Here is a 25,268-nt window from a genome sequence, read left to right as displayed (position 1 = left end):
CGTAGCACTGCTACGTCTCTACAAAGTAATTCGTCATTTTTAACCAAAGATACTCAATTGCAAATTTTGTGATAGAGCTTCCACAAAAGCGATCGCCCCTACAGAATTACCTATACTATCTAAGGCTGGACTGTAAATAGCGATCGCTCCTTCCCCTGGTACAATTGCCAGTAATCCCCCACCAATTCCCGACTTCATTGGTAAACCAATCTTGACAGCAAAGTGAGAGGAAGCTTGGTATAAACCACAAGTCAACATGATGGCGTTGACGATTTGACGATGCTGTGATGATAACAAGCCACTTTCTAAAGCTAGGCATTTTCCTATTAAAGCTAAATCCTCAACTCGCCCAGATAGACAGCATATTTGCTCATAAGTGTCAAGAGCAATGTCTAGATTTTTTATATGTCCTGTTTCGGTGAGATAACGAGCGATCGCTAGATTAGCAGGCGATCGTGATAACCTGACAGAAGCCAACATCACTTCATCTAACTGGAGGTGACAACCAGCTAAATCATTTAACCATCGACAAAAAGATTGAGTGCGTTGACTTCCATCCTGTCCGGGTAACTTATCAGCCAGAGTTATCGCCCCACTATTAATCATCGGGTTACGTGGTTTACCACCATCACTGATCAATTGTTCTAAAGAATTAAACGGCGCATCCGATGGTTCCACCCCAACCCAGCACAAAACCTTTTCTACTCCCAAATGTTCTAATAGATACAGTAAAACAAACGGCTTGATCACACTCATCATGGGAAACACACAAGACGTATCCCCGACACTGTAAATTTCCCCCGATGCACAGCATAATATATGAACCGCAAACCAATCCGGATTAGCGATCGCCAATTGCGGAATGCGATCGGCTACCTTTCCCAAATGGGCATGGTTTCTCGCCAATTGCACCCAGTTGAATAAAGCCCTTTGCTCTAATCTCTCAAGTCCCATCACAAAAAATAATTGGTCATTGGTCAATGGTCAATAGTCAATAGTCATTAGTCATTAGTCATTAGTCATTAGTCAATAGTCAATAGTCATTATCCTTATCTCACTGTCCCCTTGTCCCCTTATCTCACTGTCCCCTTGTCCACTTGTCCCATTTTGAATTTTGAATTTTGAATTGATTTATGATTCCCCGTGTCAGAGCGCCAGAATTACCACAAAATTATACTTGGCTCAATACTGACCAACCTTTATCTCTCAAACAACTCAGGGGTAGGGTGGTAATTTTAGATTTCTGGACTTACTGTTGTATCAATTGCCTCCATGTTTTACCAGACTTAAAGTATCTGGAACAAAAATATCCCCATAGCTTGACAGTTATCGGTGTTCATTCTGCCAAGTTTGACAACGAACAGGAAACGGAAAACATCCGTCAAGCCATTTTACGCCATGACATTGAACACCCAGTTTTGGTAGATCAAAATTTTCGCGTTTGGCAAGAATATGCTGTGCGTGCTTGGCCGACTTTCATGTTGATAGACCCGGAAGGTTATGTAGTTAGCTACGTTGCAGGTGAGGGAAATCGAGAGAAGTTAGATGAACTAATCACCAATTTAATTCAGGAACATCAAAATAAAGGCACAATTAATCACTCACAAATCAACCTAATTTTAGAAAAACAGCATCAACCATTAATCACACCTCTGGCTTTTCCTGGTAAAGTCTTGGCTACTCCAGCAGGTTTATTCATCGCTGATACTGGACATCACCGCCTCGTGATGAGTAATTTTGATGGTAAAATTCTACACGTGATAGGCACTGGAAAATCAGACTTAATCGATGGCGGTTTTGACGTAGCCCAATTTTCTGCCCCCCAAGGAATGACATTTGATGCCCACAAGCAAATTCTGTATGTTGCCGATACCGAAAATCATGCCTTGCGCCGAGTTGATTTGCAACGTCAATTTGTAGAAACTATTGCGGGAACAGGTAAGCAAAGTCGTAATATTTACCCTCACGGGGGATTAGGTTTAGAAACTGCGTTAAATTCTCCTTGGGATCTAGTCCAAGTAGGCAATGATCTCTTCATCACAATGGCAGGATCACACCAAATTTGGCAGATGGATTTAGCAAGTGATATTGTAAAAACCTATGCTGGTACAGGTGCAGAGGGTTGTGTGGATGGTTCACTAACTGAAGCTGCTTTTGCTCAACCTAGTGGTATAACTACTAATCTAGAAGAATTATACATTGCCGATAGTGAAATTAGTTCCATTCGCGGTGTGGGAACAGTAGAACCGCGACAAGTTAGGACTATTTGTGGCAATGGTGGTTTATTTAGCTTTGGTGATGTAGATGGACAAGGTGAGGATGTCCGGTTACAACACTGTATAGGCGTAACATATTTTCAAAATTACTTGTGGGTAGCAGATACTTACAACCACAAAATTAAATTAGTTAGTCCCATCACCGGTAATTGTCAAACGATCTTAGGGGATGGTATTGCTGGTTTACAAGACGGTCAAGGTCAAAACACTCGGTTTTTTGAGCCTTCAGGGTTGAGTGCGATAGATTCACATCTATATATATGTGATACAAATAATCATGCTATCCGGCGTGTAGACTTGCATACTTTTGAGGTGACGACGCTGGGATTTTCTGGTTTGTGTGCGCCAAATGTATGTGTTCCAGATGCCGTGATATTGTAGGTGAGTAAATCTTAGTATGTTTTGGTTAAGAGCAAGTTACCAATGTCAAATAAAAGCTGTATAGTACCTTGATAGCCAACTTTAGCAAACATCGCATGACCCAAGCGATCGCTAATGGGAATACCTTGACGATAGAGAGGAATTTGTAACCTTTGAGAGATGGCATTTGCATGAGAATTAGCAATCAACAACTCTGACCCAACCGCTAATTGCTCAAAATCTTCTAAATCGCCAATAGTCACGCAAGGAATTGCTAGTTTCTCCAGTACAGGAGAACGGGTAGTGGTGACAGCTGCATGAATCTGCATTCCCATTGATTGCAAAAAACTCACCATAGACGAGAGTAAGTCCGGTTCTAGGGCTAAAGCAACTCGTTTGCAACCAAAGTAAATATGAGTGTGTAGCATGACATCTTGTAGTTGACGGCGTTGATGACGATATTTTGCTGGTACACCATTACCACTAATATCTGCCAGTGCTTGTAAAAATTTATCGGTCGCATCTAATCCTGTCAATTCACCGAACACCTCATAGGGAATGCTAAATTTCTGTTCTAAAATTTTTGCAGTTCCCCGCATACTTTCACCCAAAGCCAGAGTAAATACAGAATTAGCGATCGCTCTCAATTGTCCTACACTTGTACCACTAGTTGTAATGCCCATGTAATCATGATCTACACGACTATCTAGTAAACCAGATAAATCAGGAACAGCGATCGCCTCCAATCCAAAAGCAGCAATAATTTCTTTAATAGCCTCTACATCTCCCGGAGTAAAAGCAGAACTCACTAAAACCGTAACCTGCTGGGGACAACAACCATGACTTTTCTGAGGAAGTTCTTTGACTATGCTTTCCACAGCTGCGGCAAAACCATCTTGCAGTGTACCTTTAAAATCCGGTGTAGAGACTAAAACAATCGGTAAATTATCTAAATCTGGATAACGATAGCGAATATCCTTGATAAAACGCCTCATGTCATCGCCTCTAGTTTCCGTCATTCCTGTAGTACACAAACCAATAATTTCTGGTTGCGAACTCTGCACTAACTGTAAAATTGCTTGTTCTACCTTGTCTTCCCCACCCAAGATGGTAGAAACTTCTGTCATCGCCGTACTAGAAAGCGGAATTGTTTCTCGCAAGTGCTGTGCTAAAGGAATTTTAGTAAAAGCACTACATCCAGGGGAACCATGCAACAAAGGTAGCATTCCCTTCACACCTAAAAAGGCTAAAGTTGCACCAATAGCTTGACTTTGCTTCAGAGGATTAACTGTAACTGATGTACTGGTAACACTAATAATTGCCATAATTTATTTTCTGGAGAATAGATAGTTTTGATTAATGAATAAATAACTATTCCCAAGGCGCAGCTTGACTGACTTGTTGCCATACAGGGCTGTAGAGAGTGGCGTACAATTGTTGTGCTACTGTGAAAATTCCCGTGTAACCCATGTGGGCATGATTAAATACTTGATTAATGTCGAGAAAAGGAATCTTTGTCAACCTAGCGGCAAATTGTAGACGATGAGCTACGCTAGCAATTAACATTTGAGCTTGATCATGCTCAATGATCTGCATCACTTCTTCTATGCTCTCTTGTTGCAGGACAATAACATCCCTATTTAGTAAGTTTTTAATTTTGATTTTCTCTGCCACTTTCATCTTTTTATTGGCAATGATAATAACATCCATACCTAAAGTTTTTGCTGCTGATATTAACGACAAATCATGCAGATTATCGGCATAAATAATGATCTTTTTACCTTGCATTGTTACTCGATAAGCTGCTAGCTTGGTATCTAAAATACTAGTTGCTTCGGCAATTAGCTTTTCAGTGGTTATTTGTAAGTCAGAATTACCTAGTCTAGCAACAATATTTCGCAGACATTGGTGAATATCCTCCCAACTATCAAGAGATGCTTCAACATAGGGAATATCATATAACTTCTCCATTTTTTTTGCCATTTTTAGCAAACCTTTCGAGCCAATAACAACATTGAGTTTAGCTCGATGGGCATAACAGATTTCCTGATACTTAACATCACCTGTAATTTTTGCTAAAACTCGGATGCCTAACTTATCTAGTAGTGGTAAGACATCCCATACTAAACTAGTGACGTTATATTCACTAATTAAGTTGATATCTAATGGTGTAGTAAATTCTGGTTCTGCTGTACCAATAACGTTTTCTAGTAAAGTGTCACTAGCAACTCGTATACCTAAATTTTTACGTCCAACAAAGCCAGGAGAATCTACAGGAATAACAGGAATACCAGTTTGTTCTCTAGCGCTTGCACAAGCTCCATGAATATCATCACCAATCAAAGCAGAGACACAAGTAGAATAAACAAAAATTGCAGCAGGTTTGTAACGTCGGCTCAATTCCAAAATAGCTTTGTGGAGTTTTTTTGCCCCACCAAAAATAATATCGCTCTCTTCCATATCAGTAGTAAAACGGACTTTATGCAACATAGAATCAGAAGAGAAGCTAATACGATTTTCCCAATTGTTTATACAACCACTTGGCCCGTGAATTAAATGAGCTACATCAGTAATTTTTCCAAGAGTAAACATTGCACCATCAAAAGCACAATCCTCATGAGCATCTAATGGTGAAGGTACTTGTGTACCGAATTTATCTTCATTTTCAGTAGTGAATTCATCCAATGGTTCGTTAATTTGTTCTTGGCTAGGTTTCATAGTTTGTGTTAGGTAAAAAGTAACTTGATGGACATAATACTTGTCATTCGTGACCGTCTCTTAGAAAAGAATAGAAGCGAGCTATGTAACTTATATTGTTAAATTTATTAGGTGAAGACTTTATAGTGCCACTCTTATGGAACAACAATATCCCCATAAATAATATTTGAGAAATTGGGAATGAGAAATTTATGTTTCTCATTCCTGAAAAACTAAAAACCAACTTAGCAGAGAAAAAGAGAAACTTAAGTAAATTACTAATGGAGTATTAAAAAAGTGAAATAACCGTAGTAAAAACGAGGCAGAAAAAACAGATGCGATTTAACTCATATGTGTTACCTCCAGGCTTTGATGAATTGTGTCTTGTGAGTGGGTAGAAATAATCTACCCTATACTCACTCATATCTAGCTGCTTACGTTAATAGCTCTATTTCTTCTCACTAGCAACAATTTCTACATTGCCTTTTTTCAGAGCTTCTAAAGCTTCACCTTTAGCATCTTCTTGTTGCTTTTCTTGCTCTTGTTGAGCTTGTGCTTGAGCAACCATTTTTGCAGCATTTTCTTCACTTTCAAGGATACCGAATTCAATCAGCAGATCCTCTAACTCGTCCATTTCAATGGGTGTAGGAATGGCAAGATTTTGATTGTTGATAATCTTGTCTGCCAAGGTACGGTATTCATTAGCTTGATTGCTGTCAGGTGCATATTCATTCACGGTCATCCGGCGCAATTCAGCGTGTTGCACAATGTTGTCGCGGGGGACAAAGTGAATCATCTGTGTGCTTAACCGTGCAGCCAAGGTGCTAATTAATTCGTCTTCTCGGTCAGTTTTCCGGCTATTACAAATTAGACCACCTAAGCGCACACCACCAGTATGAGCATACTTGAGAACACCACGAGCAATGTTATTGGCAGCAAACATTGCCATCATTTCGCCAGAGGTAACGATGTAAATTTCTTGCGCTTTCCCCTCTCGAATTGGCATAGCGAAACCGCCGCAAACAACGTCACCTAGTACGTCATAGGAGACGAAATCTACATCTTGGTATGCTCCGTTTTCTTCCAGAAAGTTAATAGCAGTGATAATACCTCGACCGGCACAGCCTACACCGGGTTCTGGCCCACCAGATTCTACACATCTGATATTCCGAAAACCATTGATGACGACTTCTTCGAGTTCTAAGTCTTCTACTGCACCTCTTTCCGCAGCCAAGTGTAACACGGTAGTTTGCGCTTTACAGTGAAGAATCAAGCGAGTGGAGTCAGCTTTAGGGTCGCATCCTACAATTAATATGCGTTGACCGACTTCTGCCATTGCGGCAAGAGTGTTTTGAGATGTGGTAGATTTACCGATACCGCCCTTACCATAAAAAGCAATCTGTCTAATTCTTTCGTCGGACATGATGGTTATGTTTCCTAGTGATTGGAGAATTTTTGTTGGTCTGTAAGCTGAAGCGTTCACGCTGTTGATTTACAGCAGTGATCGTATGTAGAACGTCATTGGCGGTGCGCGTTCTACTCTAAAAACTGTAGAAATCCAAAACATATGCAAGTGTAGGTATAATTTTTGAGATCAGGCGATCGCTCAATCACCTCTGGTTAAGCCCTACTGTAGGCGATCGCTCATATAATATGGTCAATAGTCAATAGTCATTGGTCAATAGTCATTAGTCAAAACTCAGCACTCACCACTCAGCACCCTATACAGTCGCTACCACTTCCCCAATTTTGCTGATGTCATAGCCACCGAGAACTTCTAATTGTGAGTGAACCATCCGATGTCCTAAAGTACTCAATAACTGTTGAATCGGTGCTTCTTCTAAATATTCTTTGAGAATTACTAAGTCATATCGTGACTGATGCAGAGGTACAAATCCCAAGCCAAAGGTAGCAGCAATGGATGCAGTACTAATCCCTGCATCAACTAACCCCAGTGCTACAGCTTGAGCAACATCTTGATGACTGGTAACAATATGCTCAAATCCTTGAACTGCTTTTAACGGTATTTGCTCTTTTTGCAGTTGTTGTTCTAATAGCATCCGACTACCAGCACCAACTTCACGATTAACAATGGTTGCATTTGCTGCTACTAAATCTCCCAATGTCTTGAAGCTTTTGGGATTACCTGATGGAACTATTAAGCCTTCTTCCCAAACACCAAGAGTAATCAAAACAGCTTCTCTCCCAGCCAAAATGTCCCGCGCAAACGGCACATTATACTCACCCGTTTTTGCATCATATAGGTGCATTCCAGCAATATGAGCCTCACCTCTGCATAGACTGTGCAATGCTGCTATGCTATTAGCAAAGGTAAAGTGAACTCGCAATTGTGGATGCCAACGTTCTGTAGCTCTTGCCCACAGCGAAATTACAGGCGCACAACCAGCAATCACAACTGTGTTATGCAGTGCTTCTAAATTATCATCTAAAAGCTTCACCCGGACTTTACTATTACCTACTTGAGTTTCACTCTCCCCATCAGCCGGAATCATATCTTGGCGAAACGCATCTTTACCCAATAAAGGGTAAGCTATCCATTGCCCACCGACTCTAGCCAAACTCAAACGTAGAGACTGATTACTAGGTACAGGTTTAGCTAAAATTGCCTCAATTTCCGGTAAATCTTTGTCTAACCAGAATAAATCCTCAACCTGACAACCGAGTGCTTTAGCCAAGCGCAGTGTTATCGCCACTGAAGGAGCATATTGTCCCGACTCTACACCACTAATAGTTTGACGAGTCACACCAGCTATATTTGCCAAATCTTGTTGACTCATGCCTAAGCGCGTTCTGATTGACTTTAAGTTGTTGCGGAGATCGCTATCCTGCTTCATTGGCTTGTTTATCTTGAAGGTTACGCAAAGCCGTAGCGGATTTACTCATGTTTACAGCAAAGTTACAAAGTTTTCAGTTGACTTTTGCTCTTTTGATTCCCTATACGTCAAGCATAACATACAAATTGCCAATTTACTTGCAAGGGAAAAAATTTTCAAAAATTTGATCCCCAGCCCACAAAACCAATAAAATCATTGGTATTTGATCCCGGATTTCTCACCCGACTTATTAAACTGAGGTTTTCTCTTTGTCCAAAGATTGTAGGGGCGGGTTCATTAAGATCATTGTTAATCATTCATCATTTCTGTAAACCCGCCCCTACCGCTTGTGAGAAATGTGGGTTTCTTCCCAGTCCCCAGTCCCCATTACCCCTTATCCCCAGAGGGGGCCCCACCTTCCCCAGTCCTTTACCTCTACAAGTGATTCAGAAATCAAATCGGATTACTAATAGTTATCTATCACTTACTTACCAGCCTACGTTTAACCTCTTGAGCTAAATCTGTGAGTGGAACTTCTACTTGCTCACCTGTTTGCAAATCTTTGAGTGATGACTTTTGTGCGGCGGCTTCATCTGCACCAATAATTACACAAAATTGAATGCCTTGTTTATCAGCTAACTGAAATTGTTTACCCAAGGGACGTTTATCAAAGTTAGTGATTACATTAATTCCCGCCTGACGCAAATTTTGGGATACCTGGAGATAAATTGGCATTAAATCATCTTGCATATTCACCACCATTACTTGTGCTGGTGTTGCAGCTAAAGTGTTGAGAATACCTGCTTTTAGTAATCTGCTAATTAAGCGAGTTAAACCGATGGAAATACCCACACCAGGCATTTTCTCACCTAAAAACATTCCCACTAATTCTTCATACCTACCACCAGAACAGATACTACCCAAAGCTTCGTGTCCGATGAGAGTAGTTTCGTAAACTGTACCAGTATAGTAATTTAAACCACGAGCAATTGATAAATCAATGCAAAACCGCTTGTCAGCAACTCCTAAATTGCGTACACCTGCGACTACTGTTTCCAACTCACTCACACCCAGATTAAACTGTGCCGCTTCGGGTAAGTTTTGTGACAGATGCTTGAGTTTATCTAAAACATCGTCTATGCCACCATCAATTTTAATAAAATCAATCACTTTTTGTGTTTGTTCTGCTGAGATACCCTCTTTTTCTAACTCTTGTTTGACCTTAGCTTCACCAATTTTTTCTAAATTATCAATAATCCCAATACAAGACTTAATTTGATTCTCAGCAACTCCCAATGATTGAAAAAAACCTGTCAGAATTTTGCGATTATTAATGCGTATCAAAAAATCACCAATATTAATTGCATCAAATATTTCAGTGATAATAGCAGGCATTTGAGCATCATATATTAAACTGAGTTCACGCCGCCCGACAACATCAATATCACACTGACGAAACTGCCGAAACCGACCATCCTTTGCCCTTTCCCCGCGAAAAACCATATCCATTTGATAACGAGCAAACGGAAAATTCAATTCATTTAAATGCCGGGCAATATACGCAGCCAAAGGCACAGTTTGATCAAACTTTAATGCCCTGGCTTCTGAACCTGTTTCACCAGATTTATCCTTTTCGGCTTGACGATTTGGCGGTAATATCGGCTCAATTCCATAAATAATATTGTCACCTTGATTACCCTTAGCTTGCAAAACTTCTAAGCGTTCAACTGCTGGAGTCTCAATTGGTGTAAAACCATAACTCTCATAAACTTTCCGAATAACATCTAATAAATATGACTCCAACCGCTTTTCACTAGGTAAAAATTCTGGAAATCCACTAGGAGTCGAGAAATTAATCTTATCAATTTTTGCCATACCCATACCTTGTCAAACTACTAAAACATCTCCTTAATCCACCGCCAACCCTCTCTACATAACCCTCCTCTTACCTCTGCGCTTACCTCCCCTCCCCTCTGCGTTTAAAATTACTTATCTTAACCGTTCCTCCTGAATTATAGTACGTTGATAAATTTGATCATTTTTAAACCAATGCCAAGTACGAGCGCGATAGTTATTATCAGGACTAATTTGAATCATTTCATATAAATACATTGCTGGTACTGTCTTATATGCAAACCATAAAATCACAGTATAATCATCTACTTCCCAAGCTTTACCTTGAATTCGTTCCGTATCAAACCAGAGTATTTTATCCCGATAATTTCCCGGAAATTGATGTTCTTCTTGCTTGCCATCAGCCCACTTATAGCGATTAATTTGATAGTAGGAATAAACGTCATTTTTAGGAAATTGACAACTTAAATGAGATTCATGCTGGTCGAGGATTTTACCAGCAGTATCAATTAATGTATAAGTACCCACCCAATCACCTTCATGACGAGCAAGCACAGGCATTTCTTCTCTAATTGTAGACATAAAATCATTCCTCATAAATTGAGTAATGGGTAATGGGTAATGGGTAATGGGTAATGGGTAATGAGTAAGAGTTTTACTAATGACCAATGACCAATGACTATTGACTATTGACTAATTCTCTATCATTTGCCAGAATCGAGTAAAGTAATCAGGAAAAGTCTTAGCTGTACAACCAGGGTTGTTAATCACAATCCCCGGAACTTTCAAACCAGTGACAGCAAATGCCATAGCCATGCGATGATCGTGATAGGTTTCTATGGCTGCTGGGGTAATTGGACTAGGTTGAATCTTCATGCCATCAGTAAATTCTTCAACTGTGACACCTAAGCGACGTAATTCAGTGACAACCGCGTGAATGCGTTCTGTTTCTTTATAGCGAATATGTTCGACATTACGAATGGTAACAGGTGAAATAGCAAAAGGGGCGATCGCTCCCAATGTTTGCACTAAATCCGACATATCATTCATATCCACGTCGATGCCTTGTAATTGCTCTGGCCCTACAACTTCGGTGTAATTTTCACCTTCTATAATTTGACAACCCATCCGTTCTAAAACATCTAACCAAAGAATATCACCCTGACAAGATTGTTTGGTCAAATGGTTAACTCGTACTCGTCCACCAGTGACAGCCGCCGCCGCAAAAAAGTAAGAAGCATTGGAAGCGTCAGGTTCTATAGTATAGTTTCTAGCTTGGTAACGCTGACCTGCGCGAATATGAAATTGATTATCGTCAGTTTGGTTGACTTCTACACCAAAATCTGCCATGAGGCGACAAGTCATTTTCACGTAAGATTGAGAAACTAGTGTACCCTCAACCTCGATAGTTGTATCCTGCTTGGCATAAGGTGCGATCATCAACAATGCTGAAAGTTGCTGACTAGTTTGGTTAGCTTTTAAGCGAATATGACCGCCAGCAAAATGCTGACCGTAGATAGTATAAGGCATAAAACCTGGGTTACCCTCAAAGTCAACCCTAGCTCCACTTGCTTGTAGCACGTTTACCAAATCCCCCATCGGTCGTTCTCGCATCCGAGGTACACCGTCCAAACGATACTCGCCTTCCCCTAACGCCACCAATGCTGTAATAAATCTTGCAGCCGTTCCCGCTAAACCCACAAACAAATCTGCTTGTTTAGTAGGAATTTCCCCTCCCTTACCAGCCACTTGAATCTGAGCTAGTTGAGAATTTAGAGTAATGGGAATCCCTAGTTGCTCTACACATTTAGCAAAATACTCGCTATCTTCACTAAATAAAGCATTTTCGAGAACAGAATCACCTTCGGCTAAAGCAGCAACGAGCAAAGCCCGATTAGTAATACTTTTAGAACCAGGAATCTCTACTATCGCATCTACCGGACGGTTTAGAGAGGGAATGGCGATGGTGTCCACTATTAAACCTCATTGATCAAGTCAGCTACAACTTATCTATGTTCCCACATCATCCAGGTTGGTTGATCTAGTCCCAATCTAAAATACAGGAATCAAAGCATATTTCTATATAGGACTAGTATTTGATTATTGAACAAAACTCAGTACACCTTTATTCTTTCTTCCCAGTCCCCAGTCCCCACTCCCCAGTCCCTTACCTCTACGAGTGATTCAGTAATCAAATCGAATTCCTATATTTTACATAGGTATGATTCAATACTGCTTCTATTGATCCCAATTTGTGAAATAATTCTCTTAGTGTATGTGATATGGTTTTTCCTGTTGTCAACATCACTTTTAATGGTGCTAACAATTCGACATCTGGATCATCTTTTAGTGCCATCTCGGCTGCTTGTAAAATCTTGGTAGCGTTGGCAAGAATATCAGCACTAGCAAAACCAAACTTTGCTGATAATTGATGTAAATCGGTATCAGGTACAATTGCTCTACCTGTGAGAGATTCATCTAAAATCAGACCTTTTAATAACGCTAACAAAGAAGCATAAAGAGAAAAATCATCACAACTATCAAAGGCTTTAAACTCAATTCGTCCTATCTCAGCAGGCAATCGAGCCATTTTTGTTAATGATGGCACACTGCTAATTAGTTGCTCTGGTTCTGAGACGAATACTAGTGCTGCTGATCTTTTGCCTGTTCTTATAAATGTCCTGACTGATAAACCTTCCCATAAACTTCCCTGATAAAAAGGCGAACTATAACTAAAAGGCACAATATAAGGACTGTAATAAGTCAATTTTTTGCCGATATCAATTGCCTTTTCTATAGGTAAATCGGCAACTGAAATATTCAAATCCGGCCCGTATGAAACCATATAAATATTAGCAGTCAGTTCATCAGGGTAAGCTTGTAGTTGTTGAATTTCATACTCATTTAATGGTGGTTCTGGCTGAAAATTTATTTTATAAGGATTAAAACTAGTTAAGATGGGGGAAAAGCCAAATTCAGATGCAACTTTGTGTAATAAATTAAAACTTTCTAATAATTCTTGAATAGCACTATGAATACTAGAATGAATAGTTGTTCTAATTTCTATACCTTTCGAGATACAATCAATCACCTCATCTGAATCAGCAAATCTTTCAAATCCTTCGATATACCATCTTTTAGTTCTAATACCGGCATCACCCACACGCAGTTGTAAATAGTCGTTGGGGTATGTAGGTAATTTTTCCACAATTTGATGGAAATCTGCAAATTTTGTACAAGTAAAGTCAGCAAACTTTCCTTCTTGGTTGAGAAAAGCGACTTCATGCTCAATTCCAAATGAGAATACCATAGAGACTTAATAGTAAAAATTCTCAATATTGCTTTAGAATTATAATACACCTCAGCAAAATTATTGATTGCGAATTAATGAAAGCTCTGGTGAAGCTTCTTTAACGCCTTACTTCAAAGAATGGTTGATAAAGATGCGATCGCTGATACATCCATACCTGTAATACTAGCTACCTGTTCTACCGTCATTCCACCCGCCAGTAAATTTTGCACCGTTTGTAAAAACTGCGCTTCAGCCTTGTCGGCTCGTTGGCGTTCCTGTTCGGCTCGCTGGCGTTCCTGTTCGGCTCGTTGGTGTTCCTGTTCTTCTGGTGTGGGTAGTAATTCCCCTGACAAAGTTGCCCACCGCAACCACGTCGCATCAATTCCTTTGTAATTTCCCTGCCAACGCTGCAACGCTAACCCCAAAGATTCACTCACTAATTGCTGGCGATTATTAACAACTAGGGGTTGGTAAACTCTTTGTTGAATAGAAAAACCTGCCCAATCATCTGGGTGAAACGGATCATACCAGAAATATTCTGGTACACGCATTTGATTTTGATAAATCAGCTTTTTCTCATTTCTATCTACGCTGGCTGTACTGTCAGAAAGTAGCTCAATCACAACATCCGGTGCTTTTCCTTCTTCCCAAACTACCCAACTTTTGCGCTCACCTTGAGGGACACCCAACACGACAAAAAAGTCTGGCCCTCTAAAGTCTTGATTTCGCAACTGCGCCAGACTGTAGTAAACAAACATATTGCCGCCGACAAACCCATCTTCCCTGTTTGACAACCAAGGGATTAAGGCATCTATCAGCAAGTCCATCTGTGCTTTATGCCTAGCACTCTCCATTGGCACACCATCATCATAGGGAAGTTCTGCTTGCGTGGGGGGATTTTCAATCAGAGGTACAGGAAAAGTAGTTTCTGACATGGCTGTTCACGAGTGGGGTAGCCCGCAGCAAATATATATATGTTACTAGAAATCATGCTTATAAGCTAGTTACAAAGCGGCTTTGACCTGAATAATCAGGGTGTGGGCAGAACTTTCTCGATTTTTCTCCCAACACCCTTAATTTATTTACACATTAAATCGGAACAACATAACATCTCCTTCTTGCACAATATATTCTTTACCTTCACTACGCACCAACCCTTTCTCTTTCGCTGCATTTATCGAACCATTGGCGACTAAATCATTGTAAGCAACGGTTTCAGCGCGAATAAATCCCCGTTCAAAATCAGAGTGAATCACACCGGCGGCTTGGGGTGCAGACATTCCCGCATTAATCGTCCAAGCGCGGGTTTCTTTCGGGCCACTGGTGAAATAAGTCCGTAATCCTAATAAGGTGTAGGTAGCAGTGATTAGAGACTTTAACCCACCTTCCTTAACTCCTAAAGATGCTAGAAAATCGGCTTTATCTTCCTCTGGCAATTCTACTAGTTCAGCTTCCACTTGCGCTGAAACAATCACAACTTGAGCATTGTCTTGGGCTGCAACTTGTCTTACCTTTTCTACAAATTCATTACCTGTAGCTAAGTCATCTTCAGAAACATTCGCAGCATAGATAATCGGTTTACTAGTTAGTAGCCCCAATCCTTTAATAATAGCTGCTTCTTCCTCAGTTAAACTTACTTGCCGCACTGATTTACCTTCATTTAAAGCGGCAGCTAATTTTTCTAGCACTGTAATTTCAAATTGTGCATCTTTGCTAGTACGAGCTTGCTTACGAGTACGTTCAATGCGCCGTTCAATTTGAGATAAATCAGCTAACCCAAGTTCTATACTGATGATTTCAATATCTCGTGCCGGATCAACCGAACCAGCAACGTGAATAATATCATCATTCTCAAAACAGCGTACCACATGAACGATCGCATCAACTTCGCGGATATGTGACAGAAATTGATTACCTAGTCCTTCGCCTTGGCTTGCGCCTTTGACTAACCCGGCAATATCGACAAACTCAACTCTGGCCGGGATAATTTGCGCCGAACCGGAAATTGTTGACAGCACATTTAACCGTTCATCTGGTACTGCAACTACACCAACATTTGGTTCAATTGTGCAGAAAGGGAAATTGGCTGCTTCTGCTTTGGCATTAGCAACTACAGCATTAAATAAAGTAGATTTTCCGACGTTGGGAAGTCCGACAATTCCGGCTCTTAGCATTTTCGATTTGGGATTTTGAGTTTATTTAAACAGGCCCCGGTATGGTTTGGGGAATCGGTGCAGGTACAGTTTGAGGGATAGGAGCAGGTACAGGTTCAGGTACAGGCTCCGGAATTGTTGGCCCTGGTGTTGGTTCAGGACTGGGTAAGGGATTTGGCTCAGGGTTGGGAATTTGTGGTTCTGGGATAGAAATAGCGGTGGGACGAATCATGGTAATTCTATATAAATTATTCGACCTTCCCAACCTAGATGACAACCAGAATTTTCACATCTCCCTCAATACCTATACCCAGGAGTGTTATTTTAACGGGAAATTGGTTGTTAGTCATTAGTCATTTGTCATTGGTCATTAGTTATTGTCTCTTTGTTTTTACTCAAAATGTTCAATCAAAACAAAACACCTTTACTAGATGCCATTAAGGCTTGTGCTGCACGTCCTCATGCGGCTTTTTATACTCCTGGACATAAGAGAGGGAAAGGTATTGCGCCATCTTTGGCTGATTGGCTGGGTAAGGCTGTGTTTAGTGCTGATTTGACAGAGTTAGCAGAGTTGGATAATTTATCTACACCCCAAGGCGTGATTCAAGAGGCGCAACAACTAGCGGCAGCAGCTTTTGGTGCTACACAAACATGGTTTCTTGTCAATGGTTCTACTTGTGGAGTCGAGGCGGCAATTCTGGCTACCTGTGGGGAGGGGGATAAGATTATTTTGCCGCGAAATGTGCATTCATCTGCGATCGCTGGTTTAATTCTCTCTGGTGCAATCCCGATTTTTATTAACCCTGAATATGACGCAGTGTTAGATATTGCCCACAGTATCACACCCGATGCTGTGCAGACTGCCTTACAACAACATCCCGATGCAAAAGCGGTGTTGACAGTTTACCCGACATATTACGGTGTTTGTGGAGATTTAAGAGCGATCGCCCAAATTACCCATGAATATAATATCCCTTTACTGGTAGATGAGGCTCACGGCGCACATTTTGCCTTTCATCGCCAATTACCTACCCCTGCTTTAGTCGCGGGTGCTGATTTAACTGTGCAGTCTATCCATAAAACACTTGGAGCAATGACACAAGCATCAATGTTACACATCCAAGGTGACAGAATAGACGCTAATAAAGTTAGCAGAGCTTTGCAACTCTTACAATCTACCAGCCCCAGTTATATACTTTTAGCTTCCCTAGATGCAGCACGTCAACAAATGGCTTTGTCTGGTGAACAGTTAATGTCTCAGACTTTACAACTTGCCAATGATGCTAGAGAGAAAATTAGCCAAATTCCTGGGTTATCAGTGTTGCAACTTTCACCAGACAAGATATCTCCAGGGTTTACAGATTTAGATCAAACACGGTTAACTGTAAATGTTGCTGGTTTGGGTTTAACAGGATTTGCAGCCGAAGAAATTTTAGACGAACAACTTGGTGTAACGGCTGAATTTGCTACCTTACAACATCTCACATTTATTATTAGCTTGGGTAATACTTTTGCAGATATTGAGCAACTAGTCCAAGGATGCAACATTTTGGCAAAACAACCCTTAAATAATTCCCAGTTAGTAGATATTAAAATCAATAATAATTTAGAGTATGCTTTAATGGTTTCTCCTCGCCAAGCATTTTTTGCTAATCATAAAACACTACCAATAGAACAGACAATTAATCAGATTTGTGCAGAAATAGTCTGTCCTTATCCACCGGGAATTCCTATTTTAATGCCAGGAGAACTGATTACAAAATCTGCTATCGAATATTTGCAACACATCCAAAGACTAGGAGGATTTATTACTAGTTGTCACGATACTAATTTGTCTAATTTAAAAATTGTCAAAATATAACAATTACTGTACTTCATTAGACTGGTAAGTGCTATATTGTTGTTTTTCATATATCTCAGATCAATACCAACTGAAATCTGAACGTTAAGACAGATGATTCCAAATCTTATTCTGCATTTCTCAGCATTTTTACAGTGCAGACTAAGCTGAATTTTTCATTAAAGAGTATGGTTGAATCAACACCTCAGCTGGAATTCCCAATGAAGAATGCAAACGCCGAATCATCTCTAGTGTTAGTGGTTGCTGGCGATTCAAAACCTCCTCAACCTCTCCACGGCTTCCAATCACAGATTCTAAATCCTGCCAAGATAGCCCACGAGATTCGAGATAATATAAAATTGCTTCAACTGGGTCTGGTGCTTCAATTGGATAATGTCGCTGTTCGTATGCTTCCACCAAAGTTGTTAAAACTTCTAACAAATCGCACTCCAGTGTATTAGGTTCTGCATCAAATAATCTTTCAATTTCATCAAGTGCAGTACGATAATCAGCTTCGGTTCGGATGGGATGGAGTTTGAGCATATAAGTTACCTCAAATTGTTGTCGTGTCTACGTTATCGTATTCAGAATGCGTTCCTGCAAAGCGGATAAAAATAATTTTAATGTCGTAACGAACGTGAACAATTAAGCGGTAATCATTGCCTTTGATATTAAAAACAACACGATTATTAGCGATGATACTAGCGTTGCGATAAGTACTTTTAATATCTATTGGACTATTCCATTCTGCACGAGATGCTTCATCATACCAAGCTTTCAAGGGCTGCTCGGCATCGGGATGTATTTCCCAAAATTGCCTTAAAGTACTGCGGGCAATGATTCGCATACCAGGATGATAATAGTCCTCCAATAAGTTTATAAAACGGGCTAATTAAGGCTAATTAAAGTTAAATTTGTATCAACTAAAATTTCTCTCTTTTAAAACATTCTCTTATATTTCAACCAAGAAGCCGTCTAAACAGAATACTGTCAAGTCCGAAATCTTTGTAAAGACACTGCACTGCAACGTCTCTACATTCATTGTCGGAGATGTGTATGAGATAGATTTCTTGAGAAATCAGAGATACTGAGATTTTGACATTTATTTAGTTTATTATCAGTTTAGTTCGATCAAACAACTCATTAGTTAACTCAAAAGCGTCATCATGACAGATGTACCTCATCCTATCAACCTTTTTGAGTATGAACAATTAGCCAGAGCTAATCTATCTAAAATGGCTTTTGACTACTACACCAGTGGTGCTTGGGATGAAATCACACTACGGGATAATCGTGTTGCTTTTGAACAAATTAAACTGCGTCCCCGGATGCTAGTAGATGTGAGTCACATTAACCTCAGTACCTCCGTTTTGGGAAAACCTTTGCAACTGCCCTTACTCATTGCACCAATGGCGTTTCAATGTCTGGCGCACCCAGAGGGAGAACTAGCAACAGCAATGGCGGCGGCTTTATCCGGTGTGGGTATGGTGTTGAGTACAATGTCTACCAAGAGTTTAGAAGAAGTAGCAGAGGTAGGGAGTAAATTTCCTACTTCCTTACAATGGTTCCAACTTTACATCCATAAAGACAAAGGTTTAACTCGTTCGTTGGTAGAAAGAGCTAATGCAGCAGGTTATCAAGCTTTATGTTTAACTGTCGATGCTCCTGTACTGGGACAACGAGAACGAGATAGACGCAATGAGTTCGCCTTACCCCAAAACTTACAACTCGCTAATCTGTCAACTACCCCTGGGTTGGAAATATACCATGAAAAAGGGGAATCAGGATTGTTTACATACTTTTCTCAACAACTTAATCCAGCCGTGACTTGGGAAGATTTGGCATGGTTGCAGTCTTTATCACCCTTACCATTAGTAATTAAAGGGATTCTCCGGGGCGATGATGCTGTACGGGCTGTGGAATCTGGAGCTAAAGCCATTGTAGTTTCCAATCATGGTGGCAGACAACTAGATGGGGCGATCGCCTCACTCAATGCCCTAGCGGAAATAGTCACCGCCGTTGATGGTAGAGTTGAGGTACTGCTAGATGGCGGTATCCGTCGCGGTACAGATATCTTCAAAGCTTTAGCTATAGGCGCTAAAGCAGTCTTAATTGGCAGGCCTATTTTGTGGGGACTAGCCGTAGGGGGACAAACTGGTGTCTCTCACGTCATTTCTCTGTTAAGAGATGAGTTAAACGTAGCAATGGCGCTGAGTGGCTGTCCTCAATTACAAGATATTGATGCTACCTTCCTTCAGTTACAACATTGAGTCAAAAATTTTTCATCTATACACTTGCACTCAATTAAATTCTTGTACTATAATAGCAAAGTTGCCTACCAAGGGCGGGTGGCGAAACTGGTAGACGCACCACACTCAAAATGTGGCGACCTTGCGGTCATAGGAGTTCGATTCTCCTCCTGCCCATTGCCAAATCAAGTAAACAAAAAAGGAAGCGATGAGACTAAAAAGATGGGAGTCTCCCCGCAAAGAAGGGAGAAACGACAAAGGTAGAGGCGGCTCTGCAAGAAAAAGACAGCTAAAGAAACAAAGACAAATGTTACGGCAGAAGCTAAAAGAAGCTAATCAGCCAGACAACAAAAAGAATAACAAAAATAATCAAAATGGGGAAGACAAGTTTGTCTTCCCTGTTTTTTTGTGTCATGTTGTGGAATTGAAGAAAATTAACGGACATTTCCTGTTTGACAATCTCGCAACCAGGTTTTAATTCCTTGAGCGACTATACCGTTACTGCTATCTCGTGGTGGTGATGGCGGCTGTTTTTGCGGATAAGCACCAGTTTGAGTAAACATCATCACCAAATCCCATCCCCTCTGAGTTTTTGTCAACAATAACCAATGGAATTCTTGTAATTCTAAAACTTTACCGTCCAGATACTGTCTGGCTAAAGTTGTAAAAAAAACCTGTTGAACTTCAGAACCAGCACTTTTTTGTCTTTCTATCTCGGAACTATCAAGATTGAGAGGTAAAGGCTGAAATTCAGGTTTTCCAGCTACCAGCATATAACTATAAATATCACTACTTCGGCGAAGACGGCGGGCGCGTTGACTAGCACGATTGCTATAGCTAGGTAAATCACGCAGCAGGCGAGTAGTTAGTAATTCTAAATTTTGTTCAGGACAAATAAATTTTACTCCCCCCTGATTTGGTAAAGAGGTAGTAGGGGAAGGACTTTGAGAAAATGCTGTGTTGTGAAAGCTATTTAATGCCATCAACCAAAAGATACTAGCTAGATAAAAGGGAGTGAACGATCGGGAGAAAGAATTATTTTCTTGTCCTCTACTCCCCTGCACCCCTGCACCCCTGCACCCCCGCCTTCTAATTTTTGTGTTCATAACACCGTGGTTAACTCTTGAACAATCCGTTTCCAGGCTAACTCAGGTGCAGCAGCAGCAGTAATTGGACGACCTATAACTAGATAATCTGCCCCAGATTGGATGGCTTGAGCAGGAGTTAGCGATCGCTTTTGATCTCCCGATTCTGCCCATGTTGGTCTGACACCTGGACAAACTAGCACAAAATCGTCCCCACAAATTTGTCGCAACTGTGCTACTTCCTGGGGTGAACATACAGCCCCATCTAACCCCACCTCTTGCGCCATCAGTGCCATTTGTAGCGCATATTCTGGCAACTCTAGAGGAATTTTCAAGTCAAACGCCAACTGTCTAGCAGAAATGCTCGTCAGCAGCGTCACAGCAATCAATTTAGGTGGTTCTACTCCTGCTTGTGTAGCCCCCTCTTGTACCGCCTGCTGGGCAGCTTTTAGGGCATCTCGACCAGATGTAGCATGAATTGTCAGCAAATCTACCCCATAACCAGCCGCCGCCCGACAAGCACCAGCCACCGTATTCGGGATATCGTGAAACTTCAAATCTAGAAAGATGCGCTTTTGCCGAGATTTGAGTATTTTGAGAATACTTGGCCCGGAACTAGTAAATAATTCCAAACCAACCTTCCAGAAAGTCACCGACTCTAGTTTGTCAATCAGAGCGATCGCACTTTCCTCATCCGCCACATCTAAAGCCACAATTATTTTGTTAGTAGTCATTGGTCAATAGTCAATAGTCAATAGTCATTGGTCAATAGTCAATAGTCATTGGTCATTCGTTATTATCCCCTTGTCCCCCACTCCCTCACTCAGCACTCAGCACTCCCTATTTAAGATACTAAACGGACGAACTTATTTTTCCCGACTTGCAAAACTCGTCCATCTAATTCACCAGGATTTGAGAAAGTGGCATCGACATCGGTGATGCGATCGCCATCTAAGCGTACCCCACCTTCTTGGATTTTGCGCTTCCCTTCGCCAGTACTTTTACACAAACCAGTGGCATTGAGTAAATAAGCTAGCTTTACGGGGAATTGAGTCACACTAGCCAAAGAAAATTCTGGAACTGCGCCTTCTTTACCGCCACTTTGGGCAGCTTCTTTCGCCTCATTGGCTGCTTGTTCACCGTGGTATTGTTTAACGACTTCCCAAGCTAAAAGCATCTGGCGATCGCGGGGATTTTCGGGTAGCTTGTCGATAGGTAAATCTGTCAATAATTCAAAATATTCTCTCAGCAGGTTATCGGGAACACCTTGCAACTTTTGATATTTTTGACCGGGATGTTCTGCTAAACTTACATAATTGCCCAAAGACTTGGACATCTTTTGTACCCCATCAGTGCCAATTAAAATTGGTAAAAGCACTCCAAACTGAGGCTTTTGACCGAAATGACGCTGCAAATCTCGACCCACAGCAATGTTAAACTTTTGATCAGTTCCCCCCAGTTCTACATCTGCCTCAATCGCCACAGAATCATAGCCCTGCATTAAAGGATAGAGGAACTCATGGAGGAAAATTGGATTCTCTTTCTTATAGCGATCGGCAAATCCCTCTTTAGCTAACATCTGCCCCACCGTCATGGTAGCGAGTAACTCAATAATTTTTCCTAAATCAAGTCGGGAAAGCCATTCTGAGTTATAACGCACCTCTAACCTCCCTGGTGTGTCAAAATCCAAAATAGGACGCACTTGGTCAAGGTAAGTCTGAGCATTTTGCTGAACATCTGCCTCTGTCAATTGACGACGCACTTCAGATTTACCTGTCGGATCGCCAATGCGAGCTGTAAAATCACCAATAATTAACACCGCCGTATGACCAGCATCTTGAAACCCTCGCAGTTTACGCATTGGTATGCTATGACCAAGATGAATATCAGCTCCTGTGGGATCAATGCCATACTTGACCCGGAGAGGCCGATTTGTAGTTGCTAGGCGTTTCTCTAGACTCTCAATATCAGTTTCGGCTTGTGTTGGTTGTGGGAAAATTTCTGTAATCCCACGATGCAGCCAAGAAAAATTTTCCGCCATACTAGGAGATTCGCTATTAACTACGCTTTTTACTCGAAAAGTTGTTGGATGAGTTATATTCACAGACAAATTGTCCGTTATTTCATCTGTCAGACTAATATAATTGCAAAAAATTAACCACTCTGCTTCAAAGAATGAATTACAGTAATATTTACAAGTGAGGAAGTGAAATCGCCGTGTCGTCTAGGACTTTTGAAGAAAAGCAACCGCAGCGTCGGACTTCGCCTGGATTTGAGTTTTTCAAAGGAGTCGGTCAGGTAGCTGGCGGGACTCTGTTGTCAATTACGATGCTGGCAAGTTCTATTGTAGCCGGAGGGCTGGTAGGCTTGGCTATCAGTTTCCGTAATTTACCAGATGTCAGACAATTACGTAACTTTTTCCCGTCAGAAACAACTTACATCTATGACATCAAAGGCAAACTGTTGGCGAGTGTCCACGGTGAAGCCAACCGCGAAGTTGTTCCTTTAGATAAAATCTCCCCTAATCTGAAACGGGCTGTACTAGCCAGCGAAGATGGTCATTTCTACTATCACCACGGCATTAATCCAACTGGCGTTGGACGTGCGGTAATTGTCAACGCCGTAGCTGGTGGTGTCAAAGAAGGTGGCTCTACTGTCACCATGCAGTTGGTAAAAAACTTGTTCTTGTCTCGGAAACGGGCTTTTACACGGAAATTAGCCGAGGGAGTCTTAGCGATTCGCTTAGAGCAAATCCTCACCAAAGACCAAATTTTAGAAATGTACCTCAATCAAGTTTATTGGGGTCATAATAATTACGGCGTGCAGACAGCCGCCCGCAGTTATTTTAATAAATCATCTGAGTTTTTAACTTTGGGTGAGTCAGCGATGATGGCCGGGTTAATTCAAGCACCAGAAGAATTTAGCCCATTTGTCAGCATGAAACTGGCGAAACAAAAACAAAAAGAAGTATTAGGGCGGATGCTGGAACTCGGCTGGATTACCCAGCAAGAACATGATGATGCGCTCAAACAAGAAATTAAACTGGGTAAAATTCGTTCCTTCCAAGGTAGTGCTTTACCCTATGTCAGTAACACCGTCGCTCAGGAATTAGCTAAAAAGTTTGGCCGGGATGCTCTATTGAAAGGTGGGATGCGGGTGCAAACTACGGTTGATGCTGACTTTCAAATCATGGCAGAAGATACGGTCAAAAAATGGCATAAAACTTTACTTGGGCAAGGTTTGAGCAAAAACCAAATTGCTTTGGTAGCCATTGACCCCCGGACGCATTTTGTTAAAGCTTTGGTCGGTGGTGTAGACTCAAAAGCTAGCGAATTTAACCGAGCAACCCAAGCCCAGCGTCAGCCAGGATCTTCTTTTAAACCATTTGTTTACTACACGGCTTTCGCTAGTGGTAGGTTTGCACCAGACTCCACAGTGGTAGATGCTCCTGTTAGTTATCGAGATGGAGATGGTTGGTATTATCCCAGAAACTACGATGGTTCATTTAAGGGCGCGATGTCGATTCGCACGGCCCTAGCACAGTCGCGTAACATCCCGGTAATTAAGCTGGGTAAATCTGTGGGGATGAATAAGGTAATTGAAACTTGCCGAACTCTAGGAATTATGAGTCCGATGGAGCCTGTAAGTTCTTTACCCTTGGGTGCTATTGGTATGACTCCAATGGAAATGGCTAGTGCTTATGCTACCTTTGCTAACTATGGTTGGCAGTCACCATCGACAATTATTGCTCGTGTCACCGACAGTAGCGGTAATGTATTGTTAGATAATACACCTAAACCCCAGCAAGTATTAGATCCTTGGGCATCAGCTGCCATTATTAATACGATGGAGTCAGTTATTACTGAAGGTACAGGTAAGAATGCTGCTATCGGCCGTCCTGCTGCTGGTAAAACGGGTACAACTTCATCAGAAAAAGATATCTGGTTTGTGGGTACAGTACCACAGTTGACCACTGCTGTCTGGGTAGGTAGAGACGACAATAGACAATTAGCCAGTGGTGCAACTGGTGGTGTGATGGTGGCCCCCATCTGGCGCGATTTTATGACGAAAGCGCTCAAAGGTGTCCCCGTAGAAAAATTCAAGCCACCTTCGCAGTTTACTCGTCCTAAGTCAAATTAGGGAGTGAGGGAGTGAGGGAGTGAGGGAGTGATGAGTGCTGAGTAATGAGTATTGATTAATTATTCTCCTCTGCTCCCCTGCCCCTCTGCCCCTCTGCTTCTCTGCTCCCTATCACCTATCACCTATCCCCTCTTAAGTCTGCTTCTCTAGCTCATTTTTCATTCTTTGTAGAGTCATATTCATTTGCTCAAACATCTGTTGGGGAGTGATGCCAAACTGGTTTAATTGAGTTTTTAATTGCTCTACGGTCATTTGTGCCATAAAATCTTCGGAAAGCTCGAACCGTTTCATAAAGATACGATAACGATCCATCATTGCTTCCATCTGCTCGATGAATAGCTTTTTGCCTTCACGGTCAAATTTGCCGTAGCTGTTGCCTAGTTTAATCAGTGCTTGATAATCTTCAAACAACTGCTTCGCTTCTTGCTGAACTATCTCAGAGTCAAAGAATCCCATGTGCCTCTACTCGGCTGAGTAATAAGACTCAG

Annotated in this window: 22 protein-coding genes and 1 tRNA gene; 5 read left to right on the top strand and 18 right to left on the bottom strand. The window is 41.3% G+C overall.

Features of this window, described 5'->3' with window-relative positions; genetic code table 11:
* Nucleotides 1–39 precede the first annotated feature (39 nt).
* A complete protein-coding gene (glsA, locus tag FD725_RS27340; protein WP_372726746.1) occupies nucleotides 40–957 on the bottom strand; it encodes a glutaminase A in 918 nt (305 codons plus the stop codon).
* Nucleotides 958–1,133: 176 nt separating this feature from the next.
* On the opposite strand from glsA, the gene FD725_RS27335 reads away from it, so the two are divergent.
* Entirely contained in the window at nucleotides 1,134–2,657 is a 1,524-nt protein-coding gene (locus FD725_RS27335) for a thioredoxin-like domain-containing protein (protein WP_179051024.1), read from the top strand.
* An 11-nt stretch (nucleotides 2,658–2,668) separates the two neighbouring features.
* Here the strand turns inward: FD725_RS27335 and nifN are convergent, their stop codons facing one another.
* From nifN to FD725_RS27280, 11 genes are all read right to left on the bottom strand, one after another.
* Entirely contained in the window at nucleotides 2,669–3,961 is a 1,293-nt protein-coding gene (nifN, locus tag FD725_RS27330; protein ID WP_179051023.1) for a nitrogenase iron-molybdenum cofactor biosynthesis protein NifN, read from the bottom strand.
* Nucleotides 3,962–4,007: 46 nt separating this feature from the next.
* The gene (locus FD725_RS27325; protein WP_179051022.1) at nucleotides 4,008–5,354 is read right to left on the bottom strand and encodes a nitrogenase component 1; all 1,347 of its coding nucleotides are present in this window, start codon (nucleotides 5,352–5,354) and stop codon (nucleotides 4,008–4,010) included.
* A gap of 427 nt (nucleotides 5,355–5,781) precedes the next feature.
* The gene (gene nifH / locus FD725_RS27320) at nucleotides 5,782–6,756 is read right to left on the bottom strand and encodes a nitrogenase iron protein (RefSeq protein ID WP_179051021.1); all 975 of its coding nucleotides are present in this window, start codon (nucleotides 6,754–6,756) and stop codon (nucleotides 5,782–5,784) included.
* 298 nt (nucleotides 6,757–7,054) lie between these two features.
* Nucleotides 7,055–8,188 carry a substrate-binding domain-containing protein gene (locus FD725_RS27315; RefSeq protein ID WP_179051020.1) on the bottom strand — a complete coding sequence of 378 codons (1,134 nt, stop codon included), beginning with the start codon at nucleotides 8,186–8,188 and terminating at the stop codon, nucleotides 7,055–7,057.
* A gap of 459 nt (nucleotides 8,189–8,647) precedes the next feature.
* Nucleotides 8,648–10,042 carry a histidine--tRNA ligase gene (hisS, locus tag FD725_RS27310; protein ID WP_179051019.1) on the bottom strand — a complete coding sequence of 465 codons (1,395 nt, stop codon included), beginning with the start codon at nucleotides 10,040–10,042 and terminating at the stop codon, nucleotides 8,648–8,650.
* 114 nt (nucleotides 10,043–10,156) lie between these two features.
* Nucleotides 10,157–10,603: a DUF3598 family protein gene (locus tag FD725_RS27305; protein WP_179051018.1), complete on the bottom strand. Its 447-nt coding sequence runs from the start codon at nucleotides 10,601–10,603 to the stop codon at nucleotides 10,157–10,159.
* A 111-nt stretch (nucleotides 10,604–10,714) separates the two neighbouring features.
* The gene (gene aroA, locus FD725_RS27300; protein ID WP_179051017.1) at nucleotides 10,715–11,995 is read right to left on the bottom strand and encodes a 3-phosphoshikimate 1-carboxyvinyltransferase; all 1,281 of its coding nucleotides are present in this window, start codon (nucleotides 11,993–11,995) and stop codon (nucleotides 10,715–10,717) included.
* Between the two features lie 217 nt (nucleotides 11,996–12,212).
* A complete protein-coding gene (locus tag FD725_RS27295) occupies nucleotides 12,213–13,331 on the bottom strand; it encodes a glutamate--cysteine ligase (RefSeq protein ID WP_179051016.1) in 1,119 nt (372 codons plus the stop codon).
* A 113-nt stretch (nucleotides 13,332–13,444) separates the two neighbouring features.
* Complete coding sequence (locus FD725_RS27290) at nucleotides 13,445–14,248, bottom strand: Uma2 family endonuclease (protein ID WP_179051015.1); 804 nt, start codon at nucleotides 14,246–14,248, stop codon at nucleotides 13,445–13,447.
* 147 nt (nucleotides 14,249–14,395) lie between these two features.
* Nucleotides 14,396–15,487: a redox-regulated ATPase YchF gene (ychF, locus tag FD725_RS27285; RefSeq protein ID WP_179051014.1), complete on the bottom strand. Its 1,092-nt coding sequence runs from the start codon at nucleotides 15,485–15,487 to the stop codon at nucleotides 14,396–14,398.
* A gap of 25 nt (nucleotides 15,488–15,512) precedes the next feature.
* A complete protein-coding gene (locus FD725_RS27280) occupies nucleotides 15,513–15,698 on the bottom strand; it encodes a hypothetical protein (protein ID WP_179051013.1) in 186 nt (61 codons plus the stop codon).
* 168 nt (nucleotides 15,699–15,866) lie between these two features.
* Between FD725_RS27280 and FD725_RS27275 the strand changes: the two genes are divergently transcribed.
* Entirely contained in the window at nucleotides 15,867–17,327 is a 1,461-nt protein-coding gene (locus FD725_RS27275; protein WP_179051012.1) for an aminotransferase class I/II-fold pyridoxal phosphate-dependent enzyme, read from the top strand.
* Between the two features lie 141 nt (nucleotides 17,328–17,468).
* Here the strand turns inward: FD725_RS27275 and FD725_RS27270 are convergent, their stop codons facing one another.
* Nucleotides 17,469–17,849, bottom strand: a complete 381-nt coding sequence (locus FD725_RS27270; RefSeq protein WP_179051011.1) for a type II toxin-antitoxin system HigA family antitoxin — start codon at nucleotides 17,847–17,849, stop codon at nucleotides 17,469–17,471.
* Between the two features lie 10 nt (nucleotides 17,850–17,859).
* On the bottom strand, nucleotides 17,860–18,153 hold the full coding sequence (locus FD725_RS27265) for a type II toxin-antitoxin system HigB family toxin (RefSeq protein ID WP_179051010.1): 294 nt from the start codon (nucleotides 18,151–18,153) through the stop codon (nucleotides 17,860–17,862).
* Between the two features lie 319 nt (nucleotides 18,154–18,472).
* Between FD725_RS27265 and FD725_RS27260 the strand changes: the two genes are divergently transcribed.
* Both FD725_RS27260 and FD725_RS27255 read left to right on the top strand, forming a co-directional pair.
* The gene (locus tag FD725_RS27260) at nucleotides 18,473–19,576 is read left to right on the top strand and encodes an alpha-hydroxy acid oxidase (RefSeq protein ID WP_179051009.1); all 1,104 of its coding nucleotides are present in this window, start codon (nucleotides 18,473–18,475) and stop codon (nucleotides 19,574–19,576) included.
* A gap of 72 nt (nucleotides 19,577–19,648) precedes the next feature.
* Nucleotides 19,649–19,732 (top strand) — tRNA-Leu (locus FD725_RS27255).
* 257 nt (nucleotides 19,733–19,989) lie between these two features.
* Here FD725_RS27255 and FD725_RS27250 read toward each other — a convergent pair.
* From FD725_RS27250 to tyrS, 3 genes are all read right to left on the bottom strand, one after another.
* Entirely contained in the window at nucleotides 19,990–20,661 is a 672-nt protein-coding gene (locus FD725_RS27250; RefSeq protein ID WP_306296887.1) for a hypothetical protein, read from the bottom strand.
* A complete protein-coding gene (gene pyrF / locus FD725_RS27245) occupies nucleotides 20,658–21,374 on the bottom strand; it encodes an orotidine-5'-phosphate decarboxylase (RefSeq protein ID WP_179051008.1) in 717 nt (238 codons plus the stop codon). Before pyrF ends, FD725_RS27250 begins: the two co-directional genes overlap by 4 nt.
* Before the next feature lie 110 nt (nucleotides 21,375–21,484).
* On the bottom strand, nucleotides 21,485–22,681 hold the full coding sequence (gene tyrS, locus FD725_RS27240) for a tyrosine--tRNA ligase (RefSeq protein WP_179051724.1): 1,197 nt from the start codon (nucleotides 22,679–22,681) through the stop codon (nucleotides 21,485–21,487).
* 176 nt (nucleotides 22,682–22,857) lie between these two features.
* Here tyrS and FD725_RS27235 point away from each other — a divergent pair, with 176 nt between their 5' ends.
* Nucleotides 22,858–24,780 (top strand): transglycosylase domain-containing protein, encoded by a 1,923-nt coding sequence (locus tag FD725_RS27235; RefSeq protein WP_179051007.1) that lies wholly within the window; start codon nucleotides 22,858–22,860, stop codon nucleotides 24,778–24,780.
* A 132-nt stretch (nucleotides 24,781–24,912) separates the two neighbouring features.
* On the opposite strand, the gene FD725_RS27230 is transcribed toward FD725_RS27235, so the two are convergent.
* Nucleotides 24,913–25,236 (bottom strand): DUF1825 family protein, encoded by a 324-nt coding sequence (locus FD725_RS27230; RefSeq protein ID WP_179051006.1) that lies wholly within the window; start codon nucleotides 25,234–25,236, stop codon nucleotides 24,913–24,915.
* Between the last annotated feature and the right edge of the window lie 32 nt (nucleotides 25,237–25,268).

Origin of the sequence: Nostoc sp. TCL26-01 (assembly GCF_013393945.1) — a bacterium.
Classification (GTDB): domain Bacteria; phylum Cyanobacteriota; class Cyanobacteriia; order Cyanobacteriales; family Nostocaceae; genus Trichormus.
This window is presented reverse-complemented; position numbering and strand designations above follow the sequence as displayed.